This is a genomic window from Citricoccus sp. NPDC079358, from assembly GCF_040702545.1.
Taxonomy (GTDB): Bacteria; Actinomycetota; Actinomycetes; order Actinomycetales; family Micrococcaceae; genus Citricoccus.
This window is the reverse complement of sequence record NZ_JBFBLI010000022.1, coordinates 1-12,716: the sequence shown is the minus strand read 5'-3', so window position 1 is coordinate 12,716 and position 12,716 is coordinate 1. Positions and strand designations below refer to the sequence as shown.

Below are 12,716 nucleotides of genomic sequence, written 5' to 3'. Positions count from 1 at the left end.
ACACTTCGGGGGAGTACACCTGCTTGTGATACCGGCATTGCGCTCCACGTTGCCGTTCCGGAAGATCAGAGCGGCGGGGGCGACGTGCCCGATGTCCATTACCCGGGCCGTCGTCGATCCGGCCTGCTCAGGACGGTCTGCGGCGCCACTGGCGCGATGGCGGCGAGCCCCCCGACGCAAGCATGCCTTTCGGCATGGATAGAGGTGCCACCTTGGGCGCCCTCCATTCCTCAGGACGGAATGTCGTCACGTGGCGTGGATCACAGCTTTCAGGGTGAGTAGCGTCACGGGAAACGTTTCTTAGCCTCTGGAGCTTTCCCCATGGACGTATTGCAGGACATCCGCCGGTCGCGGATGACTCGATTTCAGGTCGTGGCCGTCACGGTCGCGTTGGTGATGATCCTTCTGGACGGCTTCGATGTGGCCGCGATGGCCTATGCCGCCCCGTCGTTGAGCGCGGAGTGGGGTACCGAGCCGGTGATGCTGGGCTACCTGCTCAGCGCCAGCCTGTTCGGCATGGCCGCCGGGTCGATTTTCATTACCCCGATTGCGGACGTGATCGGCCGACGGTGGCTGGCCGTGGGATCCATGTTCGTGATCGCGGTGGGGATGGGGCTTTCCGCCCTGGCCACCGATGAGTTCATGCTGCTGGTGTTCCGCCTGCTCACCGGCCTGGGCGTGGGCGGGATGATGGCGAACCTCAACGTCTTCGTCTCCGAGTACGCCTCGGACGCCCGCCGCGGGTCCATCATCGGCATCTACGCCGCCGGCTACCCCATCGGCGCCACCATCGGCGGCGTGGTGGCTGAGCCGTTGATCACCGTGTTCGGCTGGCAGGCCCTGTTCCTGGCCGGTGGTGTGCTCAGCGCCCTCATGTTCGTGATCGCCCTGCTCTTTTTGCCCGAGTCCCTGGACTTCCTCTTCGCCCGCCAACCCAAGGGCGCCCTGGGCAAGGCCAACCGCATCCTGGCCCGGATGAACCGGCCGCCGCTCACTGCCCTGCCCGAGCTGCCGAAGACCGTGGAGTCCCGAAGCGGCATCGCCGAGATCTTCCACGGCAAGGTTCGCTTCCGCACCTTCATGCTGTGGATCGGTTACGCCTGCCTGGTGGCGGCCTACTACTTCGCCAACACCTGGACCCCGCAGATCATCGCCGGCGCCTCCGGCGAGGAGGCTTTGGGCATCCGGACCGGCACGCTGGCCAACCTGGGCGGGATCATCGGCTGCTTCATCTTCAGCGCCCTGGCCCTGCGCTTTCGTTCCAACCGCCTGCTCTTCGGCGCCCTGGCCGGCGCGGCGGGCGCCTACGTGCTGTTCGGCGTCGTGTTCTCGGTGATCCCGGTGGCTATGGGCACCGCGGTACTGCTGGGCATCCTGACCACGGCGGGCATCGCCGGGTTCTACGCCGTCGCCCCGGGCGTGTACACGGCCCGGGCCCGGGCCACCGGCATCGGCTGGATGATCGGCATCGGCCGCCTCGTCTCCATCGTCGCCCCCATCCTGGTCGGTTACCTCATCGACGGCGGCTGGGACCCCGCGACCATCTTCTACCTGTTCGCCCTCCCGCTGCTGGCCTCCGCAGCCTGCGTGGCCGCCCTGAGCGTGTCACTGCGCCGACAGGGCGCCACGCTGCCCCTCGCGCCGACCGCGTCGGCCTGACCCCCAGACGACCGACCGCACTTGACGCACCGACCGTGCCCGCCGCCGTACGCACCCGGGCCGGCATCGGACCTGAGAACGAAGGACGAACCATGACCATCACTGAGCCCGGCACCCTCCTGACCCCCGCCCCGGACCGCGCCGACTGGAATACCACCCGGATGGGCCGGTTCCTGGAGGACGTCGAGACCCGGTACGGGGTGCGCTTCGCCACCTACGACGACGCCTGGGCCTGGTCCGTGGAGAACCTCGAGGACTTCTGGGGCCAGGTGTGGGACCACTTTCAGGTGATCTCCCACGCCCCGTATACGGCGGTCCTGGAGGACCGCACCATGCCCGGGGCGAAGTGGTTTCCCGGGGCGAGGCTGAACTACGCCGAGCACGTGCTGCGGATGCTGCGCGATCGCGCCGGGGACGTCATGGTCACTTCCCGCAGCCAGACCAACGGCTCCGTGGAGTGGACCGGGGCGCGCCTGGAAGAAGAGATTGCCCGCATCCAGGCCGGCCTGATCGCCCGCGGCGTGGGCGTGGGGGACCGGGTGGCCGGCTACCTGCCCAACATCCCCGAGACCCTGGCCGCGTACCTGGCGACGACGGGCCTCGGCGCCATCTGGTGCGCCGTGCCCCCGGAGATGGGCCCACAGTCCGTGCTGGACCGCCTCACCCAGCTGGAGCCGAAGGTACTGATCGCCATTGACGGCTACGTCTACGGCAAGCGGGAACTCTCCCGCGCCGATGACCTGGCCCGCATCCGGCAGTTCCTGCCCGGAACCCAGACCGTCCTACTGCCCTACCTGGACCCCCAAGCCCGGGCCCCCGAGGGCGCGGAGACCTGGGCCGAGTTCACCGGCCGGGCCGGGCTCGAGCCGGGGTTTGACGCCGCGGCGGTGCCGGCGGTCCACATCGAGCCGGTGCCCTTCGACCACCCGCTGACCGTGCTCTTCTCCTCCGGCACCACGGGCAAGCCCAAGGCGATCGTGCACTGCCACGGCGGGATCCTGCTGGAGCACCTCAAGGCCCACGGTCTGCACTTCGGCATGAGCGAGGCCGACAACGCCTTCTGGTTCTCCACCACCGGCTGGATGGTGTGGACCATGGGCGTGTCCTCGCTGTTGCTGGGCGCCTCCGTGGTCCTCATGGACGGAGACCCGAACTGGCCGGCCGCGGACGGTGAGTGGTCGCAGTGGGCGGTGATGGCCGAAACGGGCTCCACCTACATGGGCACCGGCTCGGCCTACCTGGCCGCCTGCGCCCATGCCGGAATGCGGCCGAACCAGAAATGGGACCTGTCCCGGTTGCGGGAGATCCAGTGCTCGGGCTCTCCGTTGGCCGCCGACGTCGCCGGCTGGGTGCTGGACGCCGTCAACCCGGACCTGCTGCTGGCCCCCACCTCCGGCGGCACGGATATCTGTGCCGCCTTCGTCGGTGGCAGCCCGCTGACCCCGGTCTGGGCCGGGGAGATGTCCTGCCGCCCGCTCGGGGTGGCCGTGGCGTCCTGGGACCCGGAGGGCCGGGAACTGCACGGCGAGGCCGGTGAGCTCGTGTGCACGCAGCCGATGCCATCCATGCCGGTGTTCTTCTGGGGCGATGAGGGCAACGAGGGGTACCGGGACAGCTATTTTGGCGCTTACCCCGGGGTGTGGCGCCACGGCGACTGGCTGGTACAGACCCAACGCGGCTCCTGGGTCATCACGGGCCGCTCCGACGCGACCCTGAACCGCGGCGGCGTGCGCCTGGGCACCGCCGAGTTCTACGCCGTGCTCGATGCCCTGCCGCAGGTCAACGACACCATGGTCCTGCATTTCGAGGACGCCGGCGGCATGGGCCAGCTCGTGCTGCTCGTGGACGCCGCGGACGAGGTGTCCGGGGCGGAGGCGGAAGCGGCGTTGGAGAACACGATCCGCACCACGCTGCGCACCGAACTCTCCCCGCGGCACGTGCCGGACCACGTGGTGTTCGTCCCGTCCATTCCCCGCAATCCGACGGGCAAGCGCCTGGAGATCCCGCTCAAGCGCATCATCCAGGGCGCGGTGCGCGGACAGGTGATGGACCTCGGGGTGGTGGCCCGCCCCGAGCAGATCGACGCGACCGTCGCCCGGGTCCAGGAGGTCATCGGCCAGCCCTGATGCCTGCGGGCCGGGTCAGTGCTGCTGTTCGGCGGTGCGCCGTTCCAGGATCTCGGCGGCCTGCCGCAGGACCTCCACGTGCCGGGGGATGTCGGCCCGGGTGAAGCGGATGCTGGGCGTCGCCGTGGTGAGCCCGGCCAGGGGCCGTCCCACGGAGTCCACGACCGCCACCCCAATGCCGATCACTCCCTGTTCCGTCTCCTCCAGGTTGGTCGCGTAGCCGTCGTGCCGGATGCGCGTCATCCGTTTCTTCAGCGTGGCCAGGGAGTGGATCTTGGCGGTGGGCCAGTCCGGCACGCCGGCCCGGTAGACCTCCTCCAGTTCCCGGTTGGGCAACCTCGACAGCAGGGCCTTGCCCCCGGCCGAGGTGAAGGCCGGCATCGTGTCCCCGCGCCGCATGGCCACCCGCAGCCCGTGCGGGGACTCGATGCCGTCCAGGAACAGGATGTCCCCGCCCCGCAACACCATCAGCTGCACCGTTTCCCCGGTCTGGGCATGGGCGTACTCCAGGGCAGGCCGAGCGGCATCGCGCAACCCGGCCAGGACGGGGGAGCGCAGAGGCGTGGTGGAGAATGCGGGACCCACCAGATACCGGCGCAGATGGTTCTGCCGGGCGAAACCCCGGAAGGCCAGGGCGTTGAGCAGGCGGTGGGCGGTGGACGGGGCGACACCGAGATGGTCTGCAGCCTCCGCGACGGACACCGACCCCTGACTGCGCAGCAGGTTCAGCAGCACCAAGGCACGGTCCACCGACTCGATGGGGGACACGTCGGGGGCCATGAACCAAGGGTAGGGGCGGGACGGGAGCCGGCTGAACAGGCCGTTGGGGCGTCCTCACCGTGGTCAGGGATCGACCGTCCGGCACCCGAGGTGGGCGCCGGCCACGGTGAGCGGACCAGGACCGGCGCGACCCTCGGCCCGGGGGGGCGGGCGCCCGCAAGGCGTCCGTCCCACCGTGGTGTGGGCCTGGATCAGGAGGCGGCCTTGGAGTCACCGTCGATCGGCAGCTGCTGACCGGTGATGGTGCGGCCGTGCGGGCCGGCCAGGAACAGGATCAGCGCGGCGATGTCGGCCGGGTCGATGAACTGCTTGACCGACTGGTTGGCCAGCGCGTTGGCGGTCTCGGCCTCGATCGTGGTGCCATTGGCCTCGGCGCGCCCGGCCAGGACGCTGTCCATGCGCGGACCGGCCACGGCGCCGGGGTGGATGGTGTTCGAGGTGATGCCGTACTCGCCCAGCTCCAGGGCCAGGGTCTTGGCGAAGCCCACCAGGCCCCACTTGGTCGTGGAGTAGGCGATGCGGTCCGGGTACCCGAAGCGGCCGGCCAGCGAGGACATCGTCACGATCGTGCCGGCCTCGGAGGCCTTCAACAGCGGGATGGCGTGCTGGGTGACCAGGAAGGTGCCGGTGAGGTTGATGCCGACGACGGCATTCCAGTCCTCCGCGGCCAGTTCCGCAGCGGGAGCGGTGGGGCCGCCGATGCCGGCCATGTTCACCAGCACGTCCAGTCCGCCGAGTTCTTGGGCCACGTCCTGGAACAGGGCCTCGATGGCCTCGGGCTGGGACACGTCGGTGACCGAACCTGTGATGTTCCCGTGGGAGGCGACCGCTGCGGCGACGGCCTCGGCGTTGATGTCCGCGATGTGCACGCGGTGGCCTTCGGTGGCGAAGGCGGTGGCGGTGGCGAAGCCGATGCCGCCGGCACCCGCGGTGATGAGGACGTTCTTGCTCACGAGGTTTCCTCCTGGGAATCGTGGGTGGCGCAGTGGGTCGACGGGCCGGATCGTTGGGTGTTACGGGTGGGAGGTCGGGACGGTGACGGGTCACCACCGGGGCGGCCGTCCGCCGACACGCCTCAGGTTAGGGGATCTGGGGCCTGGCGTTCTTGGCGACGAGCAGTCTCAGCAGCAGGTCGTCACACCGGTCCAGGCTCTGCGATCAGTCATAGCAGACCAGTTCACGCTCCACGCCCTCGGCCATGAAGAGGGTGTAGTCATCGGTCTCAGGGTAGACGCTTAGGGTTCGGTGTCATTGAGGACCTCGAAGAACGACTTAAAGCGGCTCTTCACAATTGAGGGTGTAGACGGGGTTCTCGGAGAAGCGGCGCGTCGTTAGCTGGATGGAGGTCGAGGCCTTCCGAAGATGGAAGTTCTCACACTGCCCATCTGAAAGACCTCGACGTGCCCAACGTTACCTTCGACGACTGTGACCTGATGTTAGCCGTTGCGCTTTTTGACGATGGGGCCGTCATGTCCGGTGGCGATGGTGGCGGCGTGGAAAGGCCCCGCCGGTGGGTTCCGGCGGGGCCTCGATGGTCAGGGTGACGTGGCGGTCGTCTTTGGTGACGGGGTTATTCGCTGTTCTCCGTGATCGCGGATTGGGCTGCGGTGAGGTCCACGATGGCCTTGCCGGTGGCGTAGGTGGCGATCAGGGAGGAGATCGCGAGGTTGTTGACCGCGCGGGGGTAGCCGCGTGAGGCCTGGTGGATCGCTGTGATCGCGTCGTCGGAGAACAAGGTGTCGGATCGTCCGGCGTATTTGAGGTGGAACCTGCCTCCACAGCGGCGGTTCTGGCTGGATCGGCAGGTCTTGGGGTGCAGACACCGGTCGCAGCACGGGGTCAGGCTCGACACGGTGAAGAACCACGGACGTCTGGCCGGGTTTCCAGGCGGGCCTGCACCGCGGACCGAGTGCCGGGCTGGGCGGCGACGCCGGGCCCACGGAGGGGGCGGCCGGTCCCTTGCCCGGGGAAGGTTTTAGTCGCGCAGCGTCCGAATTTCTTCTTGAGCGGCGCTCAGTTCGGTACGCAGGGACTTCGTCTCGGTGTCGGTCTTGCGGAGCTTTTCCCGGGAACTCTTGAGATCTTTCCGCAGCTGTGCAACCTCGGCTTCCGCCTGCTGGCGGGTGGCCTTCTCCTGGGCTTGGTCTTGGCGGGCTTGGGCCGCGGTCTCGACCGACTGGTCCCGCTCGGCCTGCACTTTGGTCAGCTCGGCTCGGCAGTCTTTGAGGGTGCTGAAGGCCTCGTCCCGACTGATCTCGGCCTCCGTGAGGGCTGTTCGCGCCGCTTTCGTCTCCGCTTCGGCCTGGACCCGCGCCTGGCGGTCTTGCTGGGCCTGCGCTTTCGCCTGGTCGGCGACGTCTTGGAACTCACGGACCCGCTCCTTGGCCTGGTCAAGCTCTCCTCGTAGCCGGCCCGCTTCGTTCACCGCTTGCTCTCTGCGGCCCTCCTCGCGGGCGCGGGCCTGGATGGCGTCCGAGGCTTTTCCGATGGCCTGCTGCTGTTCGGCGTGGGCCCTGGTCAGCTCGGCCCGGGTTCGCTCGAGCTCGGCCCGGGCTTCATTGCGACTGGCTTCTGTCTCGGTGATGGCTGCCAAGAGGTCGGCCGCTTCGGCTTCGGCGTGCTCTTGGGCTTGCCTGGCCTCGGTGGCCAGGTGTTCAACCTCCGTCCGCGCGGCCGTCAGGGCCGCGCCCCAAGCCCCGTTCAGGGCCCGGGCCACGGCCTCGGGAGGTTCGGGCACGGACTGAGCCTGCGCGTGGGCCTGCCGCCAGGCGCGCACGCCCTCGGAGGCATCCTGCATGGAGACCTGGGCCTGCCTGCGCACCGTAGCCACGGTGATGCGCTCTCCGGCGGCCTCGAGCTGGTCACAGGCCGCGAAGACGCGGTCGCTCACGGTCGGGGTGGACATTTCGACCATCGAAGCTCCCTAGAACGAGAAGTAATAATAGTAAGCCTACTACTATTATTACTTCTCGTCGAGTAGAGACCGGTCTGGGTTTCTGGGGTCTTCCCCTCTGCTTCGGTGAGGGTCATGGATGCCGCTCCCCTATCAGCTGGGTCTACGGTTGTGTGAGCCTGGGCCGGATGCACCGTTGCCATCCACCGTCCCCGGGCTCATCCACGCCTCGGCGTAGTCAGCAGGTCCAGGGCGCCTGGCTGCCCCTGCATCAGGTCCGCCCCAGTTCTACGGTGGCCTGCTCGGCCAGTTCCTCAATCTTGTCGGGACGAAACCCGGACCAGTGCTCCCCGGTCTCGGTGATGATGACGGGGGCTTGCAGGTACCCGAGGGCCCGCACTCGTTCCAGGGCGCCGGCGTCCTGGGAGAGGTCCACGGTCTCGTAGGTGATGCCCTTGTTCTGAAGGGCCCGGTAGGTGGCGTTGCACTGCACGCAGGCGGGCTTGCTGTAGACGGTCACGGTGGTCATGACTGGTCCTTTCGAAGTGGTGCTATCGCGGTCAGTGGCCGTGGATCAGGCCAGGGTCGATGCCCTCGCCGAACTCTGCGCCGGGGAAGCACCGGGGGTGGATGCCGCTGGTGATCTGCTCGCGGAGCCGGTGATCGAGCTCGGGCAGGGCGTCCTGGACGGGCCGGCCCTCCATCAGGGCCTCGGCCCCGGTCTGGGGGATGGTGATCCATCCCTGCTGGCCGCAGAACGGGCACACAGGGGTCAGGAGGTCGGCGCAGTTCTCCTGCATGCTGTCGTAGATCGCGTGGTGACTCATCTGGGGTTCCTTCCGCCGTGGGGGTGGCTTGTTCCTCTCCCCCGTATTTTTTTGCCTGCTGGCGAAACGAAGTGAGCTGCCCCGGACGGATCCGGCATCAACCCGTAGGGCGGTGGCGGAGGAAAGCTTGGGGAGGAAAGAAGCGACCGAGGAACGAGGGAGCGCCGACCCAAGGTTTCCGGGGGAACCGGCCCCGACGAAGGAGGGGCTTGTGCCGGTGGAGCCGGGGCGCATAATCCGCAGGACAGCAGGCAAACAAATCAGGTCGGCCCGCCAGGGCCGGCGTCCTGGTCCGCCGCCGTTCCGGCGGACCAGGGTCTACAGCCGGCCGCAGGCCGGCCGCGGGTGGGGTTCCGAGCGAGCGAGGAACACCACCGGGTCCAGGGCTTCGATGCCACCGTCAACTGCGGCGATTCTTAGCTCGTCTCTTAGCTCGTCCGGCCCTTCCCCTAACCTCGGACCCGAGCACACCGGCCGCTACAGTGGCTGGTCTTGCTCGTTGCTTCCTGTCTTCCCCTCGCAGGCTGGCCCCCGTCCCAGGGGCCGGTCACGCTCACCCCACTATGGGGTCGGCATATTGCCTCGAGGAAGGAGCATGCAGGGTGGGGACCTTGACTCAATCGGTGGGCGTGACGTGCACCACGGCCGGAGTACCGCTGCGCCTGGACTGGGAGCATCGCCGCTATATCGTCGCCGCCGAACCGACTCGCTGGTACCAACGCCGCAGCTGGTGGACCGAGGAGCACCGGGCCGAGCGCGGCCGCGGCCCCGGCCTGGTAGACCACGAGGTCTGGCGGCTCCAAGTGCGCCTGGAACGAGCCCGCAACGCACCCCTGCTCACCCTGGACATCAGCCACCAGGTCGATTCGGGCCGCTGGCGATTAATCCGCGTCCACGACGACCAGGGTCTGGAACAGTCCCTGGCCGGCCGCCGCCCACTGGCCAGCGCCTGATGCGTTCGACAATCACTGAACGCGATGCTGGTCCCTGGCCTGCACGGCGCCCCGCGTCCGAGGCAAGGCGGTGCGCATGTCGTGGGTGAAGCGCCCCGGCGGTGGCGCGTACCGTGCGAACGCAGAGTTGTTCAGGACCTCGGATCCGACGGTCTTCGGCGGACCGAAGACCTGGCAGCCCGAGGACACCTCCGGGCCACCATCAGGCCTGGAGCCCTATGTGCGGGTGAGGTTCCCGGTCCAAGACGCCAAGGCCATGCGCTGGACCCGGACCCACGTCCTGGTCCAGTGGCCGGACGAGGCCCATCATCCGGTGCAGGCATGGGTGCCGGCCGCCTGGGTACAACGCATCCCCCGCCAAGAGTCCTCCTGGACGGACCCCTACGACCGACACGACCGGTAGCTCTCAGGGTTATCCACAACCGCGAAGCATGAGACCTCAAGCCCGGTTAGGCTCGGCGTGTGGAGCGGAAGGGGCGGGCACATCCTGAATGGGTGATGATGTCCGACAGGGGCGTCTCAGCCGCGGTCATTGCCCGCTTGAACGACGTGAACCCGGAGTATGTGCGGGAGTACGTGCGCCGGCGTGGTGAAGCACTGCGGGGCGGGCCCGCCCCGACGCGCCTGGCCCTCCATGACCGGCCGCGCCCCAGGCCCTCGAACTGGCCGGATCCGGACCGGCGCTGGCGAGCCCGCCTCGAGGAACTGGACCGATTCCTCCAAGAACACCAGCGCCGCCCGCACGCCCGCCGGTCGGATGACTCCCGGCAGACTGGTTCCGAGTGGTCCCTGGCCCATTGGCTGATCACCCAACGCTCCCACCATCGCGCAGAACGGTTGCCCTTGCACCGAGAGCGTGGATTAGATCGGGTGTTGCCGTCGTGGAGGTTGGATGACCGGTCGATCGAGAACGAATCCAACTGGCGACTACGCCTGGTCGAGCTGCTGCGCTTCCTCCACGACCACGGTAGGTTCCCCCAGCACACTGACATGCCTGGCGACCAGGAGAAGAGTCTGGCGGTGTGGGTCTATGCCCAGCAGAGCGCCTACCGCGCCGGAACCCTGGAGCCAGAGCGGCTGCAGTGGTTGGACCGGCAGGTTCCGCGGTGGCGTCCGGTACGCGAACAGGAAGAGAGGCAGGGGTCCTCAAACTCCACTCCATAACCCTCCCTGAGGACGCCGAGCGCGGCCGGGACATACTCATGACAGAGTTGTGGACATACAGAGCCCGTGACTCACAGAGTCTTCGACCGTTCACCAGCAGACATCCACGCAAGGCGAAAGAACACTCTCGTTCACCCCGTGCACTGATGTTCACAAAGTACACACAAGTACACCGGGGGAGTGGTCGTGGCTCAGTTGAATCCGTTTCGCCCCACTGCAGGGGCGGAACCGCCGCAGCCCTGGACGCCGCCGTTGGCCACCAATGCTGACAGACTGCCAGGCCGACAGACTCACAGAGTTCGACAGTCCAGGCCGACCCCTGGAAGTGAGTTCTAAAGGGATAAAAACTCTGGCGGACATCGCCGCCCGCATGGCAAGACCAGCCGGTACGCCGGGGTCTACCGCGACCGGCTGCTCAAGGCGGGCATGATCCAGGCCGCCGGCTACGGGCTGGTCGACTTCGACGCACCCTACCTCTGCGAATACCTGCGTGAGCACGCCGCCCACCTCACGGCCGACTCCCACACGCGCGGAACATCCTCTGACTAGGCCAGGTCCGGATAAACTGCCGGCTGTGGCCTCACAGTGTGGGCCGGTGCGAGCACACGACCTAAGGAAGCCATGGCCCAGAAGGCACAAGTAGTTTTGATTGACGACCTCGACGGATCTCCGGCAAAGGAAACCGTTTCGTTCGGCCTGGATGGACGCCACTACGAGATCGACCTGTCCACCGCCAATGCCAAGCAGCTGCGCGGCGAACTGACCGCCTACGTTCGCCAGGGCCGAGCCACCGCGCCTCCAGCGCCGCCTCGCCCGGCGGCGGCCATCCGCCAGTGGGCCCAGCAGAACGGTTACGACGTCTCGGCCCGAGGACGCATCCATCAGGACATCCTCGAGGCTTACAACAACGCCGAACAGACGTAGTCAGAGAGTCCACTTACTAGACATATAATCCAGTGAGTTGACATAAGGTAGCTTATCGGCGTTAAAGCAGGAATGACTGAAGCGGTAGCCTTCGCGCCATAGGCCCACGTCAAGGACAATATGCAGGACTGCTGTGCCGTAGGATCCACGCATGGCGAACTTCGTACTGATTCATGGGGCATTCCACGGCGGATGGTGCTGGACGGAAGTCTCCAGCCGACTGCAGGAAGCTGGTCACACCGTCGTGGCGCCCGACCTGCCAGGGGCCGGCGATGACCAGACGCCCCTAGAGGATGTCACCCTGGCCTCTGCCGCCGACCGAGTCATCGAGACATTGCGATCCCTTGAGGGACCGTCAGTCTTGGTTGGCCACAGCATGGGAGGCGTCGTCATCACGCAAGCGGCAGCCCGTGTGCCGGATCTGGTCACCCGGCTGGTCTACCTCACTGCATTCCGCCCGGCCCATGGGGAATCGCTGCTGGACCTGACGAACCTGCCCGAGGGCGCCGGCGACGGGGTTCAGTCGAACATCACGGTGTACGGAGAACCCCCGATTGCCACTTTCGACCTCAGTCAGGCCTCAACGGTCTTCTACAACGGCGTGCCCGAAGACACGGCTCAGCACGCGATCGGGCGACTCGATCGCCAGCCACTGGCAGTGTTCGCCACTCCAGTAGACGTTGACGGGGTGGAACTTCCGCCCCAGGAATACGTCGTATGCACGCAAGACCGGGCCATCATGCCAGCACTACAGAAACTCATGGCCGACCGTTCTCCGGCGCGGGTCCACGAGATGGAAGCCGGCCATTCGCCGTTCTACTCCCATCCAAACCAAGTACTCGAGATCCTGTTGGCTGCGGTCTAGGGCAGTGACCCGCCGCAACCACTCCCCTACTCGTCTCACGGCAACCCATCGCACTACCAGTCAGCTCACGGTAGTTGCAGTAGGTGCAGGAACTGCCGTCCGCAGACGTTGAAACGTCGATGCAGATCGGCCGCAGACTCCACAGACGTCCCGAGAATTGGTCCGCGGCGAGCTCTGATCTTTAGGTGCTGGTGACCGTAGCCTTCGTGCATCTAATGCAGGATTCCACGGGGGTAATGACGACCGGAACTGTTCTTGGGATCGGCCACCAGCGCGCCGTCCGCACCATTGCCGTCGCCTGCCTGCTACGAACCTAGACCTGGGCTCGAGTTTCCATCCGGCCCGAGAACTGCGCCCCTGCATCCGAGAATCTCGGCTCGTTACTCGCCTCAGTGCACCATTTCAAAGCCGCTTCAGGTTCCTCGAACTAGGTCAAGCCCCGTGGAGTGGTGTAGTGATCGGTGATCCTTCTGTTGTTGGTGTTGGTCAGGCGCTGAGTTCGAGGGTGGTGTCGGCCGCCTCCTC

At 67.1% G+C, this 12,716-nt stretch carries 14 protein-coding genes; 8 read left to right on the top strand and 6 right to left on the bottom strand.

Annotation, left to right across the window (positions count from 1 at the left end):
- The first annotated feature begins 321 nt into the window (after positions 1–321).
- The gene (locus AB0333_RS16420; RefSeq protein WP_366219761.1) at positions 322–1,659 is read left to right on the top strand and encodes an MFS transporter; all 1,338 of its coding nucleotides are present in this window, start codon (positions 322–324) and stop codon (positions 1,657–1,659) included.
- A gap of 92 nt (positions 1,660–1,751) precedes the next feature.
- Positions 1,752–3,785 (top strand): acetoacetate--CoA ligase, encoded by a 2,034-nt coding sequence (locus AB0333_RS16415; RefSeq protein ID WP_366219760.1) that lies wholly within the window; start codon positions 1,752–1,754, stop codon positions 3,783–3,785.
- A 15-nt stretch (positions 3,786–3,800) separates the two neighbouring features.
- Here the strand turns inward: AB0333_RS16415 and AB0333_RS16410 are convergent, their stop codons facing one another.
- From AB0333_RS16410 to AB0333_RS16385, 6 genes are all read right to left on the bottom strand, one after another.
- The gene (locus tag AB0333_RS16410; RefSeq protein ID WP_366219759.1) at positions 3,801–4,565 is read right to left on the bottom strand and encodes an IclR family transcriptional regulator; all 765 of its coding nucleotides are present in this window, start codon (positions 4,563–4,565) and stop codon (positions 3,801–3,803) included.
- A 191-nt stretch (positions 4,566–4,756) separates the two neighbouring features.
- A complete protein-coding gene (locus AB0333_RS16405; RefSeq protein WP_366219758.1) occupies positions 4,757–5,518 on the bottom strand; it encodes an SDR family oxidoreductase in 762 nt (253 codons plus the stop codon).
- 617 nt (positions 5,519–6,135) lie between these two features.
- On the bottom strand, positions 6,136–6,300 hold the full coding sequence (locus AB0333_RS16400; protein ID WP_366219757.1) for a hypothetical protein: 165 nt from the start codon (positions 6,298–6,300) through the stop codon (positions 6,136–6,138).
- Between the two features lie 240 nt (positions 6,301–6,540).
- Positions 6,541–7,470, bottom strand: a complete 930-nt coding sequence (locus AB0333_RS16395; protein ID WP_366219756.1) for a DNA-binding protein — start codon at positions 7,468–7,470, stop codon at positions 6,541–6,543.
- Positions 7,471–7,729: 259 nt separating this feature from the next.
- Positions 7,730–7,987 (bottom strand): glutaredoxin-like protein NrdH, encoded by a 258-nt coding sequence (gene nrdH, locus AB0333_RS16390; protein WP_366219755.1) that lies wholly within the window; start codon positions 7,985–7,987, stop codon positions 7,730–7,732.
- 31 nt (positions 7,988–8,018) lie between these two features.
- A complete protein-coding gene (locus tag AB0333_RS16385) occupies positions 8,019–8,285 on the bottom strand; it encodes a hypothetical protein (RefSeq protein ID WP_366219754.1) in 267 nt (88 codons plus the stop codon).
- A gap of 602 nt (positions 8,286–8,887) precedes the next feature.
- On the opposite strand from AB0333_RS16385, the gene AB0333_RS16380 reads away from it, so the two are divergent.
- The 6 genes from AB0333_RS16380 to AB0333_RS16355 all read left to right on the top strand — a co-directional run bounded on the left by AB0333_RS16380 (position 8,888) and on the right by AB0333_RS16355 (position 12,191).
- Positions 8,888–9,238 (top strand): DUF6504 family protein, encoded by a 351-nt coding sequence (locus AB0333_RS16380; RefSeq protein ID WP_366219753.1) that lies wholly within the window; start codon positions 8,888–8,890, stop codon positions 9,236–9,238.
- A 76-nt stretch (positions 9,239–9,314) separates the two neighbouring features.
- Positions 9,315–9,641, top strand: a complete 327-nt coding sequence (locus AB0333_RS16375; protein ID WP_366219752.1) for a hypothetical protein — start codon at positions 9,315–9,317, stop codon at positions 9,639–9,641.
- 95 nt (positions 9,642–9,736) lie between these two features.
- The gene (locus AB0333_RS16370; RefSeq protein WP_236558208.1) at positions 9,737–10,402 is read left to right on the top strand and encodes a helicase associated domain-containing protein; all 666 of its coding nucleotides are present in this window, start codon (positions 9,737–9,739) and stop codon (positions 10,400–10,402) included.
- 426 nt (positions 10,403–10,828) lie between these two features.
- The gene (locus AB0333_RS16365; protein WP_256375982.1) at positions 10,829–10,951 is read left to right on the top strand and encodes a hypothetical protein; all 123 of its coding nucleotides are present in this window, start codon (positions 10,829–10,831) and stop codon (positions 10,949–10,951) included.
- Positions 10,952–11,023: 72 nt separating this feature from the next.
- Complete coding sequence (locus AB0333_RS16360) at positions 11,024–11,326, top strand: Lsr2 family protein (protein WP_366219751.1); 303 nt, start codon at positions 11,024–11,026, stop codon at positions 11,324–11,326.
- A 151-nt stretch (positions 11,327–11,477) separates the two neighbouring features.
- Positions 11,478–12,191, top strand: coding sequence for an alpha/beta fold hydrolase (locus tag AB0333_RS16355; protein WP_366219750.1), 714 nt, complete (start codon positions 11,478–11,480; stop codon positions 12,189–12,191).
- The last annotated feature ends 525 nt before the right edge of the window (positions 12,192–12,716 follow it).